General features: G+C 63.6%; 21 protein-coding genes. 12 read left to right on the top strand and 9 right to left on the bottom strand.

Features of this window, described 5'->3' with window-relative positions; translation table 11 throughout:
- Window positions 1-73: 73 nt before the first annotated feature.
- Together EB231_RS16870 and EB231_RS16865 are read left to right on the top strand one after the other, a co-directional pair.
- The gene (locus EB231_RS16870) at window positions 74-1,372 is read left to right on the top strand and encodes a DUF3419 family protein (RefSeq protein ID WP_172349796.1); all 1,299 of its coding nucleotides are present in this window, start codon (window positions 74-76) and stop codon (window positions 1,370-1,372) included.
- Window positions 1,369-2,091: a class I SAM-dependent methyltransferase gene (locus tag EB231_RS16865; RefSeq protein WP_172349795.1), complete on the top strand. Its 723-nt coding sequence runs from the start codon at window positions 1,369-1,371 to the stop codon at window positions 2,089-2,091. Before EB231_RS16870 ends, EB231_RS16865 begins: the two co-directional genes overlap by 4 nt.
- Window positions 2,092-2,147: 56 nt before the next feature.
- Here the strand turns inward: EB231_RS16865 and EB231_RS16860 are convergent, their stop codons facing one another.
- The gene (locus EB231_RS16860) at window positions 2,148-3,527 is read right to left on the bottom strand and encodes a serine hydrolase domain-containing protein (protein WP_172349794.1); all 1,380 of its coding nucleotides are present in this window, start codon (window positions 3,525-3,527) and stop codon (window positions 2,148-2,150) included.
- 288 nt (window positions 3,528-3,815) lie between these two features.
- On the opposite strand from EB231_RS16860, the gene EB231_RS16855 reads away from it, so the two are divergent.
- Window positions 3,816-4,616 (top strand): glycoside hydrolase family 25 protein, encoded by an 801-nt coding sequence (locus EB231_RS16855; protein WP_172349793.1) that lies wholly within the window; start codon window positions 3,816-3,818, stop codon window positions 4,614-4,616.
- 298 nt (window positions 4,617-4,914) lie between these two features.
- Entirely contained in the window at window positions 4,915-6,093 is a 1,179-nt protein-coding gene (locus tag EB231_RS16850; protein ID WP_172349792.1) for a lytic murein transglycosylase, read from the top strand.
- Window positions 6,094-6,173: 80 nt separating this feature from the next.
- Here EB231_RS16850 and EB231_RS16845 read toward each other — a convergent pair whose 3' ends face one another.
- Window positions 6,174-7,394 carry an alanine racemase gene (locus tag EB231_RS16845; protein ID WP_172349791.1) on the bottom strand — a complete coding sequence of 407 codons (1,221 nt, stop codon included), beginning with the start codon at window positions 7,392-7,394 and terminating at the stop codon, window positions 6,174-6,176.
- A gap of 210 nt (window positions 7,395-7,604) precedes the next feature.
- On the opposite strand from EB231_RS16845, the gene EB231_RS16840 reads away from it, so the two are divergent.
- Window positions 7,605-8,522 carry a DMT family transporter gene (locus EB231_RS16840; RefSeq protein ID WP_172349790.1) on the top strand — a complete coding sequence of 306 codons (918 nt, stop codon included), beginning with the start codon at window positions 7,605-7,607 and terminating at the stop codon, window positions 8,520-8,522.
- A 430-nt stretch (window positions 8,523-8,952) separates the two neighbouring features.
- Here EB231_RS16840 and metF read toward each other — a convergent pair whose 3' ends face one another.
- Window positions 8,953-9,870: a methylenetetrahydrofolate reductase [NAD(P)H] gene (gene metF, locus EB231_RS16835; RefSeq protein ID WP_140775777.1), complete on the bottom strand. Its 918-nt coding sequence runs from the start codon at window positions 9,868-9,870 to the stop codon at window positions 8,953-8,955.
- Entirely contained in the window at window positions 9,870-10,892 is a 1,023-nt protein-coding gene (locus tag EB231_RS16830) for an ArsR/SmtB family transcription factor (RefSeq protein WP_140775776.1), read from the bottom strand. The genes metF and EB231_RS16830 overlap by 1 nt, the downstream gene beginning before the upstream one ends.
- 193 nt (window positions 10,893-11,085) lie before the next feature.
- Here EB231_RS16830 and tsaA point away from each other — a divergent pair, with 193 nt between their 5' ends.
- Window positions 11,086-11,610 (top strand): tRNA (N6-threonylcarbamoyladenosine(37)-N6)-methyltransferase TrmO, encoded by a 525-nt coding sequence (gene tsaA, locus EB231_RS16825; protein WP_246740984.1) that lies wholly within the window; start codon window positions 11,086-11,088, stop codon window positions 11,608-11,610.
- Window positions 11,607-11,921, top strand: a complete 315-nt coding sequence (locus EB231_RS16820; RefSeq protein WP_172349789.1) for a DUF2293 domain-containing protein — start codon at window positions 11,607-11,609, stop codon at window positions 11,919-11,921. Before tsaA ends, EB231_RS16820 begins: the two co-directional genes overlap by 4 nt.
- A 14-nt stretch (window positions 11,922-11,935) precedes the next feature.
- On the opposite strand, the gene EB231_RS16815 is transcribed toward EB231_RS16820, so the two are convergent.
- Window positions 11,936-12,445 carry a hypothetical protein gene (locus EB231_RS16815; protein ID WP_172349788.1) on the bottom strand — a complete coding sequence of 170 codons (510 nt, stop codon included), beginning with the start codon at window positions 12,443-12,445 and terminating at the stop codon, window positions 11,936-11,938.
- 159 nt (window positions 12,446-12,604) lie between these two features.
- On the opposite strand from EB231_RS16815, the gene EB231_RS16810 reads away from it, so the two are divergent.
- A complete protein-coding gene (locus EB231_RS16810) occupies window positions 12,605-13,567 on the top strand; it encodes a D-amino acid aminotransferase (RefSeq protein ID WP_172349787.1) in 963 nt (320 codons plus the stop codon).
- A gap of 133 nt (window positions 13,568-13,700) precedes the next feature.
- Window positions 13,701-14,540, top strand: coding sequence for an SDR family oxidoreductase (locus EB231_RS16805; protein WP_172349786.1), 840 nt, complete (start codon window positions 13,701-13,703; stop codon window positions 14,538-14,540).
- A gap of 111 nt (window positions 14,541-14,651) precedes the next feature.
- Here the strand turns inward: EB231_RS16805 and EB231_RS16800 are convergent, their stop codons facing one another.
- From EB231_RS16800 to EB231_RS16790, 3 genes are all read right to left on the bottom strand, one after another.
- On the bottom strand, window positions 14,652-15,722 hold the full coding sequence (locus tag EB231_RS16800; protein WP_246740983.1) for a serine hydrolase domain-containing protein: 1,071 nt from the start codon (window positions 15,720-15,722) through the stop codon (window positions 14,652-14,654).
- Window positions 15,723-15,892: 170 nt separating this feature from the next.
- Window positions 15,893-16,510 (bottom strand): MOSC domain-containing protein, encoded by a 618-nt coding sequence (locus tag EB231_RS16795; protein ID WP_172349785.1) that lies wholly within the window; start codon window positions 16,508-16,510, stop codon window positions 15,893-15,895.
- Between the two features lie 4 nt (window positions 16,511-16,514).
- On the bottom strand, window positions 16,515-17,084 hold the full coding sequence (locus tag EB231_RS16790) for a TetR/AcrR family transcriptional regulator (RefSeq protein ID WP_246740982.1): 570 nt from the start codon (window positions 17,082-17,084) through the stop codon (window positions 16,515-16,517).
- A gap of 197 nt (window positions 17,085-17,281) precedes the next feature.
- Here EB231_RS16790 and EB231_RS16785 point away from each other — a divergent pair, with 197 nt between their 5' ends.
- The 3 genes from EB231_RS16785 (at window position 17,282) to EB231_RS16775 (ending at window position 18,844) form a co-directional block, all read left to right on the top strand.
- Window positions 17,282-17,704, top strand: a complete 423-nt coding sequence (locus EB231_RS16785; RefSeq protein ID WP_172349783.1) for a hypothetical protein — start codon at window positions 17,282-17,284, stop codon at window positions 17,702-17,704.
- Between the two features lie 19 nt (window positions 17,705-17,723).
- A complete protein-coding gene (locus tag EB231_RS16780; protein WP_172349782.1) occupies window positions 17,724-18,122 on the top strand; it encodes a VOC family protein in 399 nt (132 codons plus the stop codon).
- Between the two features lie 155 nt (window positions 18,123-18,277).
- Window positions 18,278-18,844 (top strand): methyltransferase family protein, encoded by a 567-nt coding sequence (locus tag EB231_RS16775; RefSeq protein ID WP_246740981.1) that lies wholly within the window; start codon window positions 18,278-18,280, stop codon window positions 18,842-18,844.
- A 57-nt stretch (window positions 18,845-18,901) separates the two neighbouring features.
- Here EB231_RS16775 and EB231_RS16770 read toward each other — a convergent pair whose 3' ends face one another.
- On the bottom strand, window positions 18,902-20,023 hold the full coding sequence (locus EB231_RS16770; protein WP_172349781.1) for a beta-ketoacyl-ACP synthase III: 1,122 nt from the start codon (window positions 20,021-20,023) through the stop codon (window positions 18,902-18,904).
- Window positions 20,024-20,062: the final 39 nt, after the last annotated feature.

The following is a 20,062-nucleotide window of genomic DNA, read 5'->3' as shown; positions in this document are numbered from 1 at the left end:
GGAAGCGAAGAGGGCCGCGTCAGATGGCCACCGCAGTGGAATTATCGACGCCTCCGACTGTCACCGGCCTGTCATGACCCTGCGGTACCCGCTTGCGCCAAAGCAAATGGGGAATCACTTTGTCATGACGGACGTCTCCTCGGATCTGGTTTTTCGCCGCGGCAAGGAAGTTGGAAAGGCCGTCTACCAGAACCGCCCGCTTTCCAAAGCCGGCATCTCGGAGCGGCTGTTTGCCCTTCTGTTTTCCGGCCTCGTCTATCCGCAGATCTGGGAAGACCCCGATGTCGACATGGAGGCCATGCAGCTCGGCCAGGGTCACCGCATCGTCACGATCGCTTCCGGCGGCTGCAACATCCTGGCCTACCTCACCCGCTCGCCGGCACGGATCGACGCCGTCGACCTCAACGCCGCGCACATCGCGCTGAACCGCATGAAGCTGGAGGCGGTGCGCCGCCTGCCCTCGCAGGGTGACCTGTTCCGCTTCTTCGGCGCCGCCGACACCAGCCACAATTCGCAAGCCTATGACCGTTTCATCGCGCCGCATCTCGACCCGGTGAGCCGCCACTATTGGGAGCGCCGCAATTGGCGCGGCGTCAGGCGCATCGGTGTTTTCGACCGCAATTTCTACCAGACCGGCCTGCTTGGCCTGTTCATCGCCATGGGTCACCGCACAGCCAAATTCTTCGGCGTCAACCCGGCCCGCATGATGGAAGCCAGGAACATCGGCGAACAGCGCCGCTTCTTCAACGAGGAGCTTGCGCCGGTCTTCGACAAGAAGCTCCTGAAATGGGCAACATCGCGCAAGGCTTCGCTCTTCGGCCTCGGCATTCCGCCGGCGCAGTATGATTCGCTGATCACCTCCGGCGACGGCACAATGGCCAGTGTGCTGAAGGCCCGGCTGGAAAAGCTCGCCTGCGACTTTCCGTTGGAAAACAATTACTTCGCCTGGCAGGCCTTTGCCCGCCGCTATCCGAATCCCGGCGAGGCCGCCCTGCCCGCCTATCTGGAAAAGCGGAACTACGACACCATCCGCGGCAATGTCGACCGCGTCGCCATCCACCATGCCAATCTGATCGAGTTCCTGGCCGGCAAGGACGCCGGCACCGTGGACCGTTTCATCCTGCTCGACGCGCAGGACTGGATGACCGATGACCAGCTCAATGCGCTGTGGTCGGAAATCAGCCGCACCGCCTCCGCCGGCGCCCGCGTCATCTTCCGCACCGCCGCCGAGCCCAGCCTGCTGCCGGGCCGCGTCTCGACCTCGCTGCTCGACCAGTGGGACTATCAGGACGAGGCGTCGCGCGAATTCTCGGCCCGCGACCGCTCGGCCATCTATGGCGGCTTCCACCTCTATGTGAAGCGCGCGGCATGAGCACGACGGAGCTGCCGGCCAGCCATGCCGAATTGATGGACGGCGTCTACCGCTGGCAGCGCCACATCTACGACCTGACCCGCAAATACTATCTGCTCGGCCGCGACCGGCTGATATCGGAGCTGGACGTGCCGGCAGGCGGCACCGTGCTGGAACTCGGCTGCGGCACCGGCCGCAACATCATCCTTGCCGCCCGTCGCTATCCCGATGCCCGCTTCTTCGGCCTCGATATCTCGGCCGAGATGCTGGAGACCGCCGGCAAGGCGATCGACCGAGAAGGCCTGACCGGCCGCGTCACATTGGCAAGGGGCGACGCCACCGATTTCGATGCGGGCTCCCTTTACGGCATCGAGCGCTTCGACCGCGTCTTCGTCTCCTATTCGCTGTCGATGATCCCGGGATGGGAAAAGACGGTGTCGGCAGCCCTTGCGGCGCTGGCCCCCGATGGCTCGCTGCATGTCGTCGATTTCGGCCAGCAGGAAGGCCTGCCGGGCTGGTTCCGGGCAATGCTGCGCGGCTGGCTGAAAAAATTCCACGTCACGCCGCGCTCAACCCTGCGTGAAGTCCTGGAATCGGAATCTCGGCGAACCGGCGCAACCTTCCGTTTCCGCACGCTTTATCGCGGTTACGCCTGGCTTGGCGTGATCGGGCCGCGCAACCTTGCCTCCCCCTCGATGGGGGAGGTCGCGCCGAAGGCGCGGTTGGGGGTGAAGCGCTAGGCACCCACCCCGGCGCTGCGCGCCGACCCTCCCCATCAAAGGGAGGGTAAAAGGAGCTAATGCAGCGCCTTCACCAGCGCACCCACCATTGCCTGCGGGCGGTAGCCGAGCTTGGCCGGGGTCAGCCCCAGCCGCACGATCACCAATTGCTCGGAGGGAATGATGGTGACCGTCTGGCCGTCATGCCCCTCCATCCAGTAGGTGTCCTTGGGCAGGCCGGCGGCGACACCGGCACCGGGGCTTTCCTCGTCGCCCGGCGCCTCGATCCACAACTGGCCCTTGCCGTAGACTTTCGAGGCCGGCGCCGGCTCGCGCATCCAGTCGACAAAGCCGGCCGGCAGGATTTGGTTGCCGTTCCAGACCCCGCCTTGCAGCAGGAACTGGCCGAAGCGGGCCCAGTCATGCCCCGTGGCGTAGAGATAGGATGAGCCGACGAACGTGCCCTGCTCGTCGGTTTCGAGCACGGCGCTGTGCATGCCGAGCGGCTCGAACAGCGCCGTGCGCGGCCATGTCAGCGCCTTGGCCTTGTCGCCGATCGCATCCTGCCACAGCCGCGACAGCATCACCGCGGTGCCGCTCGAATAGGAAAACACCTTGCCGACCTCGCCCACCAAGGGCTTGGATACGGCAAAGCCCGCCATGTCCGGCTCGAGATAAAGCATGCGCGTGACATCGGCGACGTCGCCATAGTCCTCGTTGAATTCAAGTCCGCTCGACATCGCCATCATGTCGGCAAGGCTGATCGCGGCGCGGCCATCCGCCTTCCACGGTGCGAACAGGCCCTTGTTGTCGACCGCCATCTTGCCGTCCTTGACCAGCGTACCGATGATGGCGGCGTTCACCGTCTTGGTCATCGACCAGCCAAGCAGTGGCGTCTTGGCGGAAAAACCGTCGCCATAGCGTTCGGCGATGACGCGGCCGTTCTTGACCACGACCACCGCGCGCATGCCGGTCCCGGTCAGCGCCGCGTCGTCCAGCAGCTTGCCGATCACCGGATCCTGCGAGGCCTCGACCCGCTCGCCCTCGGGCCACAGCGTGTCCTGGCTGGTCGCCGATGGTTCGACATGGACCGCCGTGCGCCGCGCCTTGCCGACATCGCCGTCGGGCACCGAGGCGCAGCCCAATCCATCACGGGAAACCGCCTCGCTCTTGCCGAGGAAGCCAAGCAGGCCGGCGGAAACCGTGCCCCGGTTCTTGTCGACCGAGACCCGCATCAGCCGCAGCAGCGGGTGTCCGGGCGCCTGCACGTCGACGGCAAGCACCTCGTTGGGATCGCGCCCGGCTATGAAGACATTGGAGCAGACGATCTTGGCCGAATAGCCGGAGCCGACGCGGATCAGTTCGGGTGGCGCGATGTAAAGCCAGGCAAACAGCGCGACGACCGCCAGCACGATCAGGCCAAGCAGCCATCTGACGATCCTGACGACGATCCGCATCCGCATCCTCCAGGGCTCTCGCCCGACCCTTATGTCATCGATTTGCCGCCATTGCTTCCGCAAATCGGGGTACTTGTCGAGCGCCGTCAACGGATTATCAACCATGATCGGCGATCACGGGGGATGCATGCCGCTCAAGACCGCATAGCGGTTTGAGACAACGACATGCATAGAAATGGATATGCTGGGCGATGCTGTGGGGCGATCGCCTGGAGGGGGCTCGACCAGTCGTCGGCCATCGGTTCACAGACCCATCAGCGACCGGCTGATTCCGGCTTGGAAGTTGCGATGCGCCGTCTTGCAGCCCTTTTCATGCTGACACTGCTTGGCGCCTGCTCGACCGTGGACGATCTGTCGCCGCAGTCGCCATCCGCTTCCAGCAGCCCGACGGTGGCCGTGCGCGCGCCGCGCTTCGAGGATTCCAAGCCGCATGAATGGGACAGTGGCGCCCCGTGGAACTATGCTGTTCACGGCACCGACGTCTCCAAATACCAGACCTCGGTCGACTGGCCGATCGCCAAGGCCAGCGGCATTTCCTTCGCCTTCATCAAGGCGACGGAGGGCGGCGACCGCTTCGATGAATATTTCAACGAGCACTGGGCGCGCACGAAGGCCGCCGGCGTTCCACGCGCGGCCTATCATTTCTTCTATTTCTGCACTCCGGCCGCCCAGCAGGCGCGCTGGTTCATCCAGAATGTTCCCGTCGACCGATCCGCCATGCCGCCTGTCCTCGACATGGAATGGAACCCGAAATCGCCGACCTGCAGGTTGCGCCCCGACCCGGCCACGGTGCGCGCGGAAATGACCACCTTCCTCGAAATCGTCGAGCGGCATTACGGCAAGAAGCCGATCATCTACACCTCGGTCGATTTCTTCGACGACAACGAGCTCTCGAGCTTCCGCGGTTACCCCTACTGGCTACGCTCGGTCGCCGGCCACCCGCGCGAGAAGTATGGCAGCCATCCGTTCACCTTCTGGCAGTACACCGGGACCGGCATCGTTCCGGGCATGACCGGCAAATCCGACATCAACGTCTTCAACGGCAGCGAGGCCGCCTGGAACAAGTGGCTGCGGCAGAACACCCGCTGATGTCTGGTTCAACGGCAGCACCCCCTTCGACCAAATCACTCCGGCAGAGTTTCCGTTGAACCGGGTTCAACGGCAGCGAATCTTTCCACCAAATCACTCCAGCAGGGTTCCCGTTGAACCGGATTCAACGCCTGCCGAGCCGCCTTGAACAAGCGACTGTGGCAGAAGAACCGTTGACACCGGGCCTGCCGCCTGCTTTTCGACACAGCCAGCGGCAAAGAGTGCAACCGCTGGTAATTCGGGGCGTTGGGCTTCCAGCCAATCACGACAATGCCCTTTTCGTTTCGGAAGGAAGCTGATGCGACTGCGTTCCCAAGCCCTCGCGGCGCTATTCCTGTGCGCCACGGCCTTGCCGGCGATGGCACAGGAATGCGGCGGCGACTTCGAAACCTGGAAACAGGGCGTGGCGGCGGAAGCCAAGGCGGCCGGTGTCGGCGCCGTCGGCCTCGATGCGCTGGAAGATGCCAATTTTGACGAGAGGGCATTGGCGCGCGACCGCGCCCAGGGCGTCTTCACCCAGACCTTCATCGAATTTTCCAACCGCATGATCTCCGCCTACCGGCTGAAGCAGGGTGCGGCGAACATGAAGAAATACGCCGACATCTTCGCGCGTGCCGACCAGCAGTTCGGCGTCCAGGCACCTGTCATCACCGCCTTCTGGGCGCTCGAAACCGATTTCGGCGCCGTGCAGGGCGATTTCCACACGTTGAGCGCGCTGGTGACGCTTTCGCATGATTGCCGCCGCCCGCAACTGTTCCGGCAACAGTTGGTGCCGCTTCTGGAGCTGATCGACCGCGGCGTGCTGCCGGCCGACGTCAAGGGCGCCTGGGCCGGCGAAATCGGCCAGACGCAGGTCCTGCCTTCGGACTATCTGGCCCGTGGTGTCGACGGCGACGGCGACGGCAAGATCGACCTGCGCGGTAGCGTGCCCGACGTGATCATGACCACCGCCAACAAGGTGCTTTCGCGCGGCTGGAAGCGTGACGAACCATGGATCCAGGAAGTGCGGGTGCCCGACGAGATGCCCTGGGACCAGACCGGGCGCACCAACAAATTGCCCCTGACACAGTGGGCGCAGTGGGGCGTCACCAATCCCGACGGCTCGCCGCTCGTCGACAAGGGCCTGAAGGCCGGCCTGGCCCTGCCCATGGGCCGCAAGGGGCCAGCCTTCCTGACCTATGACAATTTCGATGTCTATCTCGAATGGAACCAGTCCTTCACCTACGCGCTGACCGCGGCCAATCTCGCCGCGCGGCTTGCCGGCGCGCCGCCGCTTGATCCGCGCAACCCCGAACAAGGCCTCAACAACGAGCAGATGAGGGCGCTGCAGACCAAGCTCGAAGCCCGGGGCTACGACGTCGGCACGGTCGACGGCATTCTGGGCACCAACACGCGCGAAGCCATCCGCAAGGAACAGATGCGGCTTGGACTGCCTGTGGACGGCTGGCCGACGCCGGAGCTGTTGGGGAAATTGTAGGCAGTAGGCAGTAGAGCAGTAGGAAAACGAGCCCGAAAGCAGTGACTGCCGCCACCCCTCTCCCTTACCGCCTTACTGCCCTAATCCGCCATCGTCTCCAAACTCGCGAATCCTTGCGGCGCGTCGCCCTCGTCGAAGGGCGTCGTCACCTCGACGAAGGTATCGGGATAAAAGCCGTTGAAGCGTGTGCGCAGCGACAGCGAGTAGGCGCCGATATGGCCGATCTCGATCCAGTCGCCGGTATCGACGGTTTCCGGCAGCCAGAATGGCCTGGACAGGATGTCGACGGAATCGCAGGTCGCGCCGCAGACCTTGAACGGCACGATCTTGCCCTCATCGCCATTGCGGGTCCTGATCGCCGGATCAGGAATGAAGCGCGCCGGCAGCGTGATCTTGCCGGTCCAGGAATCCGACAGCGATGCCCAGATGCCGTCATTGATGTAGAGCCGCTTGCCTTTGCGCAACAGCACCCGCACGATCAGCGAAAGGCAGCGCGCCACGATCACCCTGCCCGGTTCGGCCACCAGCGGCATCTGGTCGAACTGGTACTCTTTCAGGTCGCCGGAAAGCCGCGACATGATCTGGCCGAGCGACGGCATCTCGATCTGCTTGCGGTTGGGATCATGGCCGTATTCGGCGGGAAAACCGCCGCCGACGTCGAGCCCGGCAAGATCGAAGGTCAGCCGGTTGCGCACCCAGTCGGCCGAAGCCAGCGCCCGCTCATAGGTGTCTGGATCCTCGATCTGGCTGCCGACATGGAAACACAGCCCCACCTTGTAGCCCGTACGGTTCAGCCGCTCAGCCAGTTCCACGGCATAGGCCGGGCCGGCGCCGAACTTCTTCGACAGCTCGTAGGCGGCATGCCCCTTGGTCTGCACCCGCACGAACACGCTGACCGAGCCCGGGTCGATGTCGAGTGCCCGCACCACCCGGGTCAGCTTTGTGATCTCGTCCTCGTGGTCGAGCGCGATGACGCGGATGGCGTATTTCTCCAGCGCCAGCTTGATGTCCGACTGCGCCTTGACCGGATGCATGTAGAGCATCTCGGCATCGGGCGAGACGGCGCGCACGGCCGCGAATTCGCCTGGTGAAGCGACGTCGAAGGCGGTCACGCCGGCCTCGACCAGCGTCTTCAGCACGATCTGCTCGCCATTGGTCTTGACCGCATAGGCGGTCTTGCCGGGGAACATGCCCATGAACTGCCTGGCATCGGCCTTCAGCACCTGCGGGCGGAAGCAATAGACGGGATCGTCCGGGCGAAGCGCCAGAGCCGCCTCGCGGGCATTCTCGAATCGCTGCATTGACGAATCCTCGACTTCAGCCTGCGCACAATTAATCCAAGCTAGCGGCTAATGAAAACAATTCTGTGTCTCGTGCACTTGACGCAGCGGCGCTAGTTTTTGGCAGCATCGTTTGCCGGCGATCAGGTTTCGGGTGGCCCTTGTCGCCGGAACGGATATGCCGTGTGTCCGACCGGCTGCATCCGGGCCTTCTGGGGGAGGACGATAGACATGGCAATAGCCGCGACATCAGCGCCGCGCGGACCGATGACGCTTGCCGACTGGGGGCAATTGCTGCTGCTCGGCGCGATCTGGGGTGGCTCGTTCTTCTTCGCCCGCATCGCGGTGGCCGAACTTCATCCGCTGGTGCTGGTGCTGTTTCGCGTCGCCATCGCCGCGATCGCGCTGCAGCTCTATCTCGGCCTGCGCGGTCCCTCGTTCCGCCTTGCCCTTCCGCATGCCGGCCTGTTCTTCCTGCTGGCCTTCACCAACAACGTCGTCCCCTTCTCGCTGATCTTCGCCGGCCAGACCGAGCTTGGCGCCGGCGTCGCCTCGGTGCTCAACGCAACCACGCCGTTCTGGACGCTGATCCTCGCCAACGCGATGACATCGGACGAAAAGCTCTCCTGGAACAAGCTGGCCGGCATCGCGCTCGGCGTTGCCGGCACCGCCGTGATGATCGGTCCCGGCCTGCTCGCCGGGCTTGGCGGCCCGGTCTGGGCGAAATTCGCGCTGATCGGCGCTTCGCTGTCCTATGGCATTGCGCTGATGGTCGCCCGCCGCTTCAAGGGCGTGCCCTCGCCGGTCATCGCCACCGGGCAGCTGACCGCCTCGACCATCATCATGATCCCCATTGTGCTCTTCACCTACGGTCCGGCCGGATTGTTCTCGGCCTCGCCGCCGGTCTGGGCTGCGGTGTTGGCACTGGCTCTCCTGTCCACCGCCTTTGCCTATATTCTCTATTTCAACCTCGTCGCCTCGGCCGGCGCCACCAACGCTTCGCTGGTCACGCTGATCGTTCCGGCCAGCGCCATGCTGCTCGGCTTTCTGTTCCTTGGCGAACGCCTGGAGTTGTTCGAGGTCGGCGGCGTGGTGCTGATCGGACTTGGTCTTCTCACCATCGACGGACGCGTCCTTGGAAGGCGGTAGGTTGAACGGCATTGGCGTGAAAATCGAAGTCGACTTTCGCTGATGTAGCGCTGCCATGACACGCCCGCGACACCATCCCGCCACAATTTATTCACAGGTCTGAAGCGGGTTTTTGCCGAGAAGTTTCAACGGCTAACGGCAAAACCGAGGTCGCAAATCTGGCAATCACGTCGCAATGCAGCACATTTTCCGCTTGCCTGTGGCACAAATGAACCTAGACTCTTAGGCATAGCTCTTTAAGAGGAGGCTATGTCATGGGACTTACGAGGCCAATCAACGCATTGATGATTTGTGCTGCGTTTGCTTTCATCGGCGCCCTCATTATGGGCGTCCTTCCCTGAACCCGCCAAAACGGGGAAGACCAGCACCAGATAGTCTAAGCAATTCGAAAGGCCGGGTTTTACCCGGCCTTTTGCTGTTCAGCCCTGCCTCACGCAGCAGCCGATCCGGCCACCTCCGCCTCGTGCGAGCGGATGCCGATCATGTGGCAGATGGCGAAGACGAGGTCGGCGCGGTTCATCGTGTAAAAGTGGAAATCGCCCACGCCGCGCTCGACCAGGTCCAGCACCTGTTCGGCGGCCACCGCCGATGCCACCAGCGCATGGGTCTGCGGGTCGTTCTGCAGCCCGTCGAAGCGCTCCGCCAGCCATGCCGGCACCAGCGCGCCGCAGCGTGCGGAGAAATTGGCGACCTGGGTGAAATTGTGCACCGGCAGGATGCCGGGCACGATCGGGATGTAGATGCCGGCGCGGCGCGCGCGCTCGACATAGCGCTCGTAGAGATCATTGTCGAAGAAGAACTGGGTGATCGCCCGCGTCGCGCCATTGTCGACCTTGCGCTTCAGCATGTCGATGTCAGTGGCGAAGTCAGGACTTTCCGGATGCTTCTCCGGATAGGCCGAGACCGAAATGTCGAAATCGCCGGCGTCCTTCAGCGCTCCGACCAGCTCTGCACCGTTGGCATAGCCGTCCGGGTGCGGACGGTAGGCGGTGCCCACGCCGGCGGCCGGGTCGCCGCGCAAGGCGACGAAGCGCTTCACGCCCATATCGGCGAATTCCTGGATCACGGCGTCGACCTGATGGCGGGCGGCGTCGACGCAGGTCATGTGCGCGGCCGGCGTGAGGCTCGTCTCGTTCAGGATACGGCTGATGGTGCGCGCCGTGCGCTCGCGCGTCGAGCCGCCGGCGCCATAGGTCACCGAGACGAATTTCGGCTTCAGCGGCTCCAGCCGCGTGACCGTGTCCCAGAGGCGCGCCTCCATCTCGTCGTTCTTGGGCGGGAAGAATTCGAAGGAAACCCGAACCTTGTCGCCAATGTCGGGGCGGCGGGAAAAGCGGAACTGGTTCATCAGGCGATTTCCCCTATCGAATTCACTTTGCTCTGCTGGCTGTCATTGGCGGGATCGGCGATCAGCAGGCGCCGGTCGCGGCCAAGCCACAGCTTGACGGTAAGCCTGGCCTCGTTGCCGCCGCGCGGCTCGAACTCCTGGGCATCCTCGAGATCGAGGCCCGCCTCGGCAAACCACTCGCCGATCTGCCGGTCGGAAAAGCCGAGCCTGACATGCGCATGCTCGTCACGCAGGAATTCCAGCGTGTGCGGCGCGAAATCGACGATGACCAGCCGGCCCGACGGGCGCAACAGCCGCGCGGCCTCGTGGATGGCGCGGGCGGGATCATCGAGATAGTGCAGCACCTGGTGGATGGTGACGAGATCGAAGGCGTCACGCTCCACCGGCGGCGAGAAGATATCGCCCTGCCGCACCTGCGCGTTGGAAACGCCGGCCTTGTCGAGATTGGCGCGCGCCACGGTCAGCATTTCGCGCGACATGTCGATGCCGACGCCGCGCCGGTAGAGCGGCGAGAAGATTTCCAGGAGCCGGCCGGTGCCGGTGCCGAGGTCCAGCATCGACTGGAACGGCCGCTTGCCGACCAGCTTCAGCATCGCGGCCTCGACCGCACGATCCGGCACATGCAGCGAGCGGATATGGTCCCAGCTTGCGGCATTCACGGAAAAATACTCCGCCGCCCGGTCCTGCCGCTTGCGCTTGACCGAGGCCAGGCGCTCGAGATCGCGCTCGACCTGCGGATCGGCACCGCGAATGCTGGAAACCAGCCCCATGACAAAGTCACGCGCGGAATCGGCATCCGACAGGCGGAAGAAAGCCCACGACCCCTCCTGGTAACGGCCGATCAGCCCGGCCTCCAGCAAGAGCTTCAGGTGCCGAGAGACGCGCGGCTGCGACTGGCCGAGAATTTCGGTAAGATCGGAAACGGTGAGGTCGCCGCGCGACAACAGTGCCAATATGCGCAGGCGGCTGGATTCGGCCGCCGCCTTCAGCGTATCCACCATGGTGTCGAGCGAGACATGCATCTGCGTATTCTCTTTTCAGCGCATCAGATTTGAAAAAGATATAAACATATGTTTATGTCGATTTTCAAAACCTTGCAAGCGCTATGTCGCTTCCGGACAAGAAAATGCCGCACGCGTGATTTCCCGGTGCATATCGCCCAAAAACGTGTAGCGGTTTTGGGACAATGACAGGCACCGACACAGAGATGGCAGAATGACCGCACCGCGTGAAATGTTCGAGGCGCGCCAAGGTGAGCAGAGGCTGGAACAGGATCCGGCCGCGATGCCCGCGGATGGCGGCGTCGTCTTCATCGGCCGCATCGCCTCGCCATGGACCACACGCGAGAGCTGCCCGAAGAACATGCGCACGGCCCGCGAGACCGGCCTGCCGGCGGTACTGACCATCGACGCGGCCTATCGCAGCGGCTTGCAGGGCCTGGGGCGCGCCAGCCACGTCGTCATCCTGTCCTGGCTGCATCACGCGCCGCGGAATCTGATTGTTCAGAAACCGCGCCATGCGGCTGAAGCAAAAGGCGTATTCGGCCTGCGCTCCCCTGCCCGGCCGAACCCGGTCGGCCTGCATGTGGCAAAACTTGTCGGGCTCGATATCGCCGCCGGGCGCATCGATATCGACGCCATCGATGCGCTTGACGGCACCCCGGTCATCGACATCAAGCCTTACTTCGCCTCGACCGACGCCGTGCCGGAGGCGACCATCGAAGGGCGCGAGGAGCGATGACGGCGCCGACCGGCCGCCGCCGGGCCATCGCCAAGGCACTGACAGCACTCCTGCCGCTGGCGCCTTACGCCGACATGGAGAAAATTCGTGCCGATGCCGGCTCGGTGCATATGAAAACCTTGCCGCCGACGATCGCGGTGTGGCTGGCGACGATCGCCCACATCCGCCACATGCACACCGATTACGAAAGGCTGCTGGCCGAGGGGTATGACCGCGACTCCGCACGTTTCTTCGTCATCGAGCAGACCAACATGGTGCTCACCCGCTGGCGGGCGACACGCCTGCTCGACGCCGACGACGAGGATGAATGAGACGGCAGGTCCGTTTATTTTCGCTTCAGCACGGCGACCGCATTGTAGGGCTGGCCGTCGGCCTGGCCGACCCAGGTCCAGGACAGGTTCCCCTTGAAAAACCGGACGGTGATGTCGCCGCCATCGATGCATTTGTCCTGGCCGTAAGTGATGCTTTCATGGAATTCGGCGGATGTCCCGTCCCGCGACGTCTGCGACAGCGATCCACCGCAGCCGAGTGACGGATAATCGATCGATGCGCCATCATCCCTGATCGTCATGGCGATCGACCAGTCGGCGCCGGCATCACCCGCCGGGCTCTGGTGACCACTGCCGACCCAGGTGCCGGCCAGCGTCTGCGCCGGCACATTCACCGCGCAAGGCAGGTTCTGGAAGATCGGCGTCAGTTCGCTGCCGGTCTTCTCGCAGCGATAGGTCTGGCCGTTCTGGCAGAGTTCGTCGCCTTGTTTCACGCACTGTGCGCTGGCTTCGCTCGCGGCGGCGAAAATCATCATGGTTGCGATGACGGTCCCAAGCCTGACCATATCCCCCTCCCATTTCCAAGCTGCCGGATCATAAGGCAACTCCAACCCGATGTATCGGCCAGATCGCCATGGAGGACGAACAGCGCCTGATGGCTGGCTCTATCGCTTCTGTCCGGCGCCGATAGCCTGCTGATCCGCCTTGTGCGAGAGGAGGCCGCGATGAACCGGACGAAGGCAACAGAGGATCCAGCGCACCTGCCCCTGGTTGGCGATCGCCATATCGACCCGCATTCCTATCCCGAAGGCATTGCCTTCCTCGATGGTCAGTACCTGCCGATGTCGCAAGCCAAGGTGTCCGTACTGGATTGGGGATTTCTGCACTCCGACGCCACCTACGATACGGTGCATGTCTGGGACGGCCGCTTCTTCCGGCTTGACCTGCATCTCGACCGCTTCTTCGGCGGGCTCGAAAAGCTGCGCATGGCGATCCCTTTCGACCGTGAAAGCGTGGCCGAGATCCTGCACAATTGCGTCGCGCTGTCGGGTCATCGCGCCGCCTATGTCGAGATGCTGTGCACCCGCGGCGCCTCGCCGACCTTCAGCCGCGATCCACGCCAGGCGATCAACCGCTTCATGGCGTTCGCGGTGCAATTCGGCTCGGTCGCCAATGCCGATCAGCTGCGGCGCGGCCTGCACGTCGCCATCAGCGACAAGGTGCGCATCCCGCCGGCTTCGATCGATCCTGCCATCAAGAACTACCACTGGCTCGACCTGGTGCGCGGCCTCTACGATGCCTATGACCGCGACGCCGAGACCGCGCTCATTCTCGACTTCAACGGCAATGTCGCCGAGGGCCCCGGCTTCAACGTCTTCCGCGTCAAGGATGGCAGACTGTCGACGCCGGCCATCGGCGTGCTGCCTGGCATCACCCGCCGCACCGTTTTCGATCTCTGTGGCGAGGAAGGGCTAACCGTGGAGGCCACCGATGTCAGCGTCGCCGCGCTCAAGGCGGCCGACGAGGTCTTCATCACCTCGACCGCCGGCGGCCTCATGCCGGTGACGCGGATCGATGGCGCGGCGATCGCCGATGGCAAGGTCGGGCCCGTCACCAGCCGGCTGATGACGCTCTATTGGCGAAAGCACGATCATCCGGCGTGGTCGAGCCCCGTGAAATATCCCTGATCCCCGGCCGCCCGGTTCAAAAAGATTTCCCCCTCGCCTCTGGAAAATCAGGGGACGGACTGTATATGCGCGAAAGCGGAGAAGCCTCCGCTTTCACCCAAAATCGCGCCCGCAGGGGCAAGGATCCCACATCATGACATCAAAGGTTTGGTTCATCACCGGATCGTCGAAGGGTTTTGGCCGCGTCTGGGCCGAGGCCGCATTGGCGCGTGGCGACCGCGTTGCCGCGACCGCCCGCGACGCCGGCACGCTCACCGATCTGGTCGAGAAGTACGGCGACAACATTGCCGCGATAAAGCTCGACGTCACCGACAAGAAAGCTGTCGACGCCGCCATCGCCGAGGCGCACAAGCGCTTCGGCCGGCTCGACGTGGTCATCAACAATGCCGGCTATGGCCATTTCGGCGCCATCGAGGAAGTCAGCGAGCAGGAAGCCCGCGACCAGATCGAAACCAATGTGTTCGGCGCGCTCTGGGTCACGCAGGCAGCCCTGCCGATCCTGCGGTCGCAGAGGTCCGGCCACATCATCCAGATCTCGTCGATCGGCGGCGTCAATGCCTTTGCCTCGCTCGGCCTCTACCATGCCTCGAAATGGGCGCTGGAAGCCTTCAGCCAGTCACTCAGCATCGAGGTCGCGGAGTTCGGCATCCATGTCACGCTGGTCGAGCCGGGCGGCTTCTCCACCGACTGGTCCGGCGCCTCCGCCAAGGTCTCCAAGCCGATCGAGGCCTATGCGCCTGCCCGCGCCAAGATGGCCGAGCGCCGCGCCAACTCGGTCGCCGGCGATCCCAAGGCGACCGGCCCGGCGATGCTGGCCATCGTCGACGCCGCCGAACCACCGCTGCGCGTGTTCTTCGGCGATGGCGGCCTGCCGATGATCCGCCAGGAATACGCCAACCGCCTCGCCACCTGGGACAAGTGGGACCACGTTTCCGTCATGGCGCAAGGCGCCAACAAGAACCACAAGGGCTGAGGCGCGTCCATGCTGCATCGCCCCCAAGCGGTGCGGTTGCCCCGGTATGATCCCGACAAACGTTTGCTCGCGCCTGTCGGGATCGGGCCGGTTCCGGCCGGAAGCGATCGGTCAGGTGCCGGTCAAGCCAGGAAGAAATACGTTGTACAATATAGCCGCGGGCGCTCGCCACTGATCGGGGGAATTGTAGTTTCCGGTCGTTATGGCGAGTACGAAATCGAGGCCGGGGAAGACAAACAACCTTTGTCCGCCATTTCCAAAGGCGGCGACAAAGCGCTCCCCATACGTCCCAGCTCTATCCGTTATGGCCTCTTCGCCCAGATACCAGAGACAGCCGTAGCGCATTCCCGGCCAGCCCATGTCGACCAATGCGGCGGGCTGGAAACTCTGCTCAAGCCAGGATTTCGGCACGATCGGGCGACCTTCCCACTGACCGTCCTGCAGGATCATCTGCCCGATGCGAGCCAGCGAACGCGGCGCCAGCCGCAGGCCCGACGCGGCCGACGCTTCGCCGTCCTGTCCGCGAATCCAGTCCATGGCGTTGATTCCGAGGGGATCAAACAGCGCGCCGCGAGCGAATTCAGGCAAGCTTTGGCCGGTGCCCCTCTCGATGATCTTTCCGAGCAGCGCAACGGCTCCGCCGCTGTAGGTCCACCTCTTTCCCGGTTCGGCAAGTATCGGGCGATCGAGGATGAAGCGGTAGCGATCCGGCGCCTGCTCCATGGCGATTTCGCTGTTCGCGGGATCGGTGTACGGCACGTTCTCGTTCCACTCCGTGCCAATCGTCATGGTCAAGGCATGGCGAATGGTCAGACGCTTGCGCTGTGGATCGCTGGCAAGATCGGGGTATTCGGGAAACTGCGCGACAACGGGTTCATCAAGTCCCGGCACCTGGCCGCCGGCGAGCGCGATGCCATAGAGCAGACCGACGATGCTTTTGGTGACCGACCTGACATCGTGCAGCGTGTCGGGCCCAAATGCCACGTTCCCGAGCGACTGCCCCCATCTCATGTCGTTCCCGTCCATGTAGCGCTCGAACACGATACGACCGCCCCGAAGGGCAACGACTCCATGGACGCCCGCCAGTTTGCCCATCTTCGCCAGTTCGTCGAAGCTCGCCGCGGGATCGGATTTGAATCCCGCCGTGTTTGGCGCGGCAATCTGCCAGTCGCCGTCCGCCATGGCCGGTGTCGTGCTAACCATTATTGTCGCTCCCACATATTTGAGGATTTCCCTGCGGCTTGTTCGGACAATCATTTGCAACCTGTGAAACTGCTATCCCGGTAGGCCGCCTGCGCCCTCTGAGGTCAAGCGAGGCCCTGCCCTTTTCCGCCGCTCACGCCCGGAAGAAGCTATGACCGATAAATCCACTGCTCCGGCACCCGTGCCGAAATCTCTTCGCCGGCCTTGATCGTTCCCGGCTTCTCGACCCAGGCGACCACGCCCCGCAGCCGCTTCGCCGCTTTCGGGAACAACAATGCGCCGGCTTCGATGTCGGCCATTCCTGCATTTTCGGCGATCGATCGCCCAGCGATGCGGCATGGTCCGTTCTGGGCATCGACCTTGAGGGTGACGCCGTCCTTGAAGAACAGCAGCGTGCCGGCCGGCAGCATCGACAGATGCGGCACGCCTTCGATCACCAGATTGGCGCCGATCCATTCCGGCTTGATCTCGGCTAGCCCCATCCGCTCGGCGACAATGGCCAGTTCATCCCCGGCCACGATCGACAGTTGCCGCTCGTTGCGCATTTCGGTGCCGCGCGGATACCAGGGTTCGCGTCCGCCCGAACGCCGCGTCGCGCCGGCATGGAAATCGCCCGATATGCCGTCGAAGCCCAGCCGCAATTCCGCCACCGGGCGTGTCTGGAAATGATCCGCCGGCGCGACATAAAGCGCGGCCGCACGGGCGGACAGCTTCTTTGCCGGGATGATTTCGACCGGCTTGTTGGCCTCGGGGAAGAGATCCAGCATGGCTTCATTCCTTGGATGATGCACCCTGGTTTTGCCCTTCGTCCGGCAATGCCGCAAGAGCGGTTTGGGCCAAAACGCGCAACTCTTCGACCGATGCGCCGTCGCGCGCCTGGATCGACATGCCGTTCATGACGCCTGCAATAAATTTGGCCAAGCTTTCGGGGCGGACGCCTTCCGGCAGATCACCCATCGCCCTGCCCTTGGCCAACCGCTCCGCGATCGCCGCCTCGCTCGCCTTGCGATAGGCCTTGAGTTCATCCGCAATGGCTTGCGCCTGCGGCGAGGCCGCCAGCGCGCCGCTGACGAAAAGGCATCCGCCCGGCTTGCCGGGCCTGGAATAGGCCTCCGCCGCCCCGATGAGCAACCGCCGGATCGCCTCGCGCGTCGGTACCGGCGCGCTCAGCGCCTCCAGCGCAAACCCTATCTCGGTCTCGTGGTAGCGTGTCAGCGCCTTGCGGAACAAGGTCTCCTTGTCGGTGAAGGCATTGTAGATCTGCGGCGGCGTCAGCCCCATCGCCTCGCGCAGCATGGCAAGCGACGTCGCCTCATAGCCATGCTCCCAGAACAGATGCATCGCCGCGTCCAGTGCCCGGTCGGGGTCAAACGCACGGGGACGACCGCCCCTGGCCTTTTCCAAATTATTCATAGTGATCGATACGAAACCTGTTGACTCAATTGTTTCGCATAACGTAACAATTGATACGAAACATGGCAAGCCGGAAGACGATCCGTCGGGCAAGGCCGTGCAACCCGAGGACAAGGAGAGCCCATATGCCAATCACCGTGACCGCGCCGGAAGGTGTATTGACCCCCGCCGGAGAGCGCGAAATCCTGCCGCGCCTCAGCGCCGCTCTCATCGAAGCCTCAGGTGCTGCCGGCAATTCGTTCTTCACCGCGATCGTCGGCGGCACGGTCCATGTCCTGCCGTCCCGCCACATCTATGCCGGCGGCGCCAACCGGCCCGTCGTCATGGTGGAGTTGAAATTGCCCAATATCGGCCTTGGCTCGGTTGAAGCCCGCAAGGCCTTCATCACCACCGCCGCCGGTATTGTCGCCGATCTCTGCGTCCCGGAGCACAAGCCCGAAAACACCTGGATCAACATTGTCAACGCGCCCGACGGCGGCTGGGGCATCGGCGACAGGCAATATACGGGCGATGCACTTGTCGCCGCCGTCGCCGCCGCAGCACACTGAACTGATGGGGAACGACAGGATGCGGCTCTCCCCTTCGCTGTTCTTCACCGCCAACTGCGAGCCGGCACTGGCCTTCTACGAAGAGTGCGGGCTCGGCCGGGCAACCATCCTGTTGCGCTGGGGCGACAACGGCATGCCGGTACGAACCGAAGCCATGCGCGGAAAGATCCTGCATGCGCGCTTCGAAGGTCCGGGTGTGCTGTTTCACGCTTCCGACAATGACGATGCGGAGCCGATGAAAGGCTCCGCCATGATGCTGGAATTCGACGATCTCGCCGCCATGCGGGAGCTTTTCCCACGCATCGCCGCCGGCGGCCGCATCGCCGTGCCCCTGGCCAGGCAATATTGGGGAAGCAGTTTCGGCATGCTGGTCGATGCCTACGGCGTGCAATGGATGTTCAGCTGTTCCAGCGAGTGAGGATAAGGATCACGATCTTCTTACCGGAAATGGAATTGGCACCGCATTGCCGCCGCGTCGGATCGCTTTCATGGTGCTCGAATGCATGTCGCCCCAAAAGGGGTCCCGGCTTCGGGAGAACGACATGCATAAAAAGCAAGGACCGGAGGTTCGGCATGCGACCGGTGACGGCAATCACGCTGCTCTGGCTGATTTGGGTGCTCACGTGGGTTGCGGCCGCGGCGTGGGCTGATCCGGCTCAAAAACGCGCCACCGTCGGAGCTGAGGTCCGCTATCGTGTCTTCTGGCTGGCCGGCACCGTCCTGCTGTTCGTTCCGGCGCACGGCTATGAAGGCAGGCTGAGATTGTGGACCCCAACCCTCACCGAGGCCTGGGCTTGCATTGCCCTGATCGCCATCGGGCTGATCTTCTCGTGGTGGGCGCGCATTCATCTGGGCAGGTTGTGGTCGGCCTCGGTCACTGCCAAGGCAGACCATCGCATCGTCGACACCGGCCCCTATGGGCTGGTCCGGCATCCGATCTATACGGGGCTGCTGTTGGCCGTGCTCGCCACAATGGCGGCGAAGGGCACGGTGTGGGGTATTGCCGGCGCCGCTCTGCTCATCATCGGCGTCGTCATGAAGGCGAAGCTCGAGGAACGCTTCCTGCGCGGCGAACTAGGCCCCGCCTATGACGATTACGCACGGCGGGTGCCGATGCTGGTGCCCTTCACACCGGCCTGACGGAAGCGCGGAAAAGCCTTCGTTTGCAGGCCGGCATCACCTGAATATCGGCGCGCGTCAAAGCATCCGGATGAGCGCGCCGCCGATCGAATACCCTGCGCCAAAGGCGCAGATCAAGCCGAAATCGCCGGGCTTCATGTCGGCATGGTTCTCCGACAGCGCCACGATGGCGCCGGCGCCCGCGGTGTTGCCCAGCCGCTCCAGCACCATCGGCGCACGGTCATGATCGACATCGTGGCCAAAGGAGAGCTTCAGGATCATGGCATTCATGCGCGCATTGGCCTGGTGCAGCCAGAAGCGCCGGACTGCCTGAGGGGTCAGCCCGTGCTCGGCCAGGAATTCGACAATGAACTTCTGGCCGGCGACGGTGACTTCCTTGAACACCTTGTTCCCGACCTGCTTGATCAGATTGCCTTCCAGGTTGATCATGTAGGGATCGTCCTGGGCGGTGCGCGTGTGATAGCCGAGATTGGTGCGGATGTTGTTCGACATCTGCGTCCAGATGCGTGTGTCCAACACCTCGAAGCGCCCCGGTCGTTTGTCGCCCTTGGCAAGTCCCTCCACCACCAGCGACACCGAGGCGTCGCCGAAGATGAAATGCGTCTGCCGGTCGCGGAAATTGAGATGGCCGGTGATGATTTCCGGCGTGGTCACCAGGATGCGCTTGTGCGCGCCCGAGCGCACCAGATTGACGGCCATGTGAAGAGCGGCGGCGGCGGACGAACAGCCAAGCCCCATGTCGAAGCCCGCGCCCCTTGTCCCCAGCGCTTCCTGCATTTCGATGGCGATCGCCGGATAGGGCCGCTGGTGGTGCGAAGCAGAGCAGATGATCAGGTCGATCTGCGACGGTTCAAGCCCGGCATGGTCGAGCGCCTTCCTGGCCGAGGCGATGCCGAATTCCGCTTCCAGCGACAGCGCATCGTCGGGCCGCGCTGGAATACGCGGCGTCATGCGGGTTGGATCGAGTATGCCTTCGCGCTCGATCACATGACGGGATTTCACACCCGAGGCATGAACGATGAAGTCGCTGTCGGATTTCTGCAGCAGCGCCTCGCCGGTGACCTGGCGGCGTGCGTTCTCGGTGTCGACCCAGCTGTTGAAGCTCTCGACCAGCTCTTCATTGGTGATGACAGCTTCAGGAATTTCAGCGCCGATGCCGCTGATGATGACGCGATGCATGTTCCAGTCCGTCCCATCCGCAGGCGTTGCGGCTTCATG

The sequence above is a fragment of the Mesorhizobium sp. NZP2298 genome (assembly GCF_013170825.1).
Taxonomy (GTDB): Bacteria; Pseudomonadota; Alphaproteobacteria; order Rhizobiales; family Rhizobiaceae; genus Mesorhizobium.
This window is presented reverse-complemented; position numbering and strand designations above follow the sequence as displayed.

What these genes read in the sequence shown, in the direction of transcription:
- EB231_RS16870 (WP_172349796.1), top strand. Translation starts at nt 74, where the DNA reads ATGACCCTGCGGTACCCGCTTGCGCCAAAGCAAATGGGGAATCACTTT.
- EB231_RS16865 (WP_172349795.1), top strand. Translation starts at nt 1,369, where the DNA reads ATGAGCACGACGGAGCTGCCGGCCAGCCATGCCGAATTGATGGACGGC.
- EB231_RS16860 (WP_172349794.1), bottom strand. Translation starts at nt 3,527, where the DNA reads ATGCGGATCGTCGTCAGGATCGTCAGATGGCTGCTTGGCCTGATCGTG.
- EB231_RS16855 (WP_172349793.1), top strand. Translation starts at nt 3,816, where the DNA reads ATGCGCCGTCTTGCAGCCCTTTTCATGCTGACACTGCTTGGCGCCTGC.
- EB231_RS16850 (WP_172349792.1), top strand. Translation starts at nt 4,915, where the DNA reads ATGCGACTGCGTTCCCAAGCCCTCGCGGCGCTATTCCTGTGCGCCACG.
- EB231_RS16845 (WP_172349791.1), bottom strand. Translation starts at nt 7,394, where the DNA reads ATGCAGCGATTCGAGAATGCCCGCGAGGCGGCTCTGGCGCTTCGCCCG.
- EB231_RS16840 (WP_172349790.1), top strand. Translation starts at nt 7,605, where the DNA reads ATGGCAATAGCCGCGACATCAGCGCCGCGCGGACCGATGACGCTTGCC.
- metF (WP_140775777.1), bottom strand. Translation starts at nt 9,870, where the DNA reads ATGAACCAGTTCCGCTTTTCCCGCCGCCCCGACATTGGCGACAAGGTT.
- EB231_RS16830 (WP_140775776.1), bottom strand. Translation starts at nt 10,892, where the DNA reads ATGCATGTCTCGCTCGACACCATGGTGGATACGCTGAAGGCGGCGGCC.
- tsaA (WP_246740984.1), top strand. Translation starts at nt 11,086, where the DNA reads ATGACCGCACCGCGTGAAATGTTCGAGGCGCGCCAAGGTGAGCAGAGG.
- EB231_RS16820 (WP_172349789.1), top strand. Translation starts at nt 11,607, where the DNA reads ATGACGGCGCCGACCGGCCGCCGCCGGGCCATCGCCAAGGCACTGACA.
- EB231_RS16815 (WP_172349788.1), bottom strand. Translation starts at nt 12,445, where the DNA reads ATGGTCAGGCTTGGGACCGTCATCGCAACCATGATGATTTTCGCCGCC.
- EB231_RS16810 (WP_172349787.1), top strand. Translation starts at nt 12,605, where the DNA reads ATGAACCGGACGAAGGCAACAGAGGATCCAGCGCACCTGCCCCTGGTT.
- EB231_RS16805 (WP_172349786.1), top strand. Translation starts at nt 13,701, where the DNA reads ATGACATCAAAGGTTTGGTTCATCACCGGATCGTCGAAGGGTTTTGGC.
- EB231_RS16800 (WP_246740983.1), bottom strand. Translation starts at nt 15,722, where the DNA reads ATGGCGGACGGCGACTGGCAGATTGCCGCGCCAAACACGGCGGGATTC.
- EB231_RS16795 (WP_172349785.1), bottom strand. Translation starts at nt 16,510, where the DNA reads ATGCTGGATCTCTTCCCCGAGGCCAACAAGCCGGTCGAAATCATCCCG.
- EB231_RS16790 (WP_246740982.1), bottom strand. Translation starts at nt 17,084, where the DNA reads ATGCATCTGTTCTGGGAGCATGGCTATGAGGCGACGTCGCTTGCCATG.
- EB231_RS16785 (WP_172349783.1), top strand. Translation starts at nt 17,282, where the DNA reads ATGCCAATCACCGTGACCGCGCCGGAAGGTGTATTGACCCCCGCCGGA.
- EB231_RS16780 (WP_172349782.1), top strand. Translation starts at nt 17,724, where the DNA reads ATGCGGCTCTCCCCTTCGCTGTTCTTCACCGCCAACTGCGAGCCGGCA.
- EB231_RS16775 (WP_246740981.1), top strand. Translation starts at nt 18,278, where the DNA reads ATGCGACCGGTGACGGCAATCACGCTGCTCTGGCTGATTTGGGTGCTC.
- EB231_RS16770 (WP_172349781.1), bottom strand. Translation starts at nt 20,023, where the DNA reads ATGCATCGCGTCATCATCAGCGGCATCGGCGCTGAAATTCCTGAAGCT.